Here is a 621-nt window from a genome sequence, read left to right on the forward strand (position 1 = left end):
AAAGCGTTAATGACGGCGATGGGTATCGAATTCGAAGCATTTGACGAAGAATAATTGCTTACAAATTCATCCGCTTTAGAAGCTGCGCCGGGGGCAGTTTTTGGAGATATAAAAAATGGGACGTCAATGCGTCCCATTTTTGTGTTCAATGTGGCTGAGTAAATTACTCTGCCATGTAGTTTTCTGGCATCTCGATACGAGCAACACCGGAATCTACTGCCGCTTGAGCTACCGCTTTTGCTACGCGAGGTAGCAGACGTGGATCCATTGGCTTAGGAATGATGTAGTCGCTGCCAAATTCTAGCTTCTCAACACCTGCAGCTTTTAGTACCGATTCAGGTACAGGCTCTTTTGCCAATGCACGAATTGCGTCAACCGCCGCCAGCTTCATGTCATCATTGATTTCACTCGCACGTACATCTAACGCACCACGGAAAATGAAAGGGAAACACAACACGTTGTTCACTTGGTTTGGATAATCACTGCGACCAGTACCCATAATTAAGTCATCACGCACTGCGTGTGCTAGCTCAGGTTTAATTTCAGCATCTGGGTTTGAACAAGCAAACACAACTGGCTTGTCAGCCATGAGTTTCAACGCTTCTGGTGGCAATAGATTTG

Annotated in this window: 1 protein-coding gene; it reads right to left on the reverse strand. The window is 45.9% G+C overall.

What is annotated here, in order from left to right:
- Positions 1-163: 163 nt before the first annotated feature.
- Positions 164-621: malic enzyme-like NAD(P)-binding protein (locus tag R8N47_RS26310; protein WP_318186244.1), on the reverse strand; the 458-nt coding region annotated here is incomplete at its 5' end.

Source organism: Vibrio sp. 2132-1, assembly GCF_033344315.1.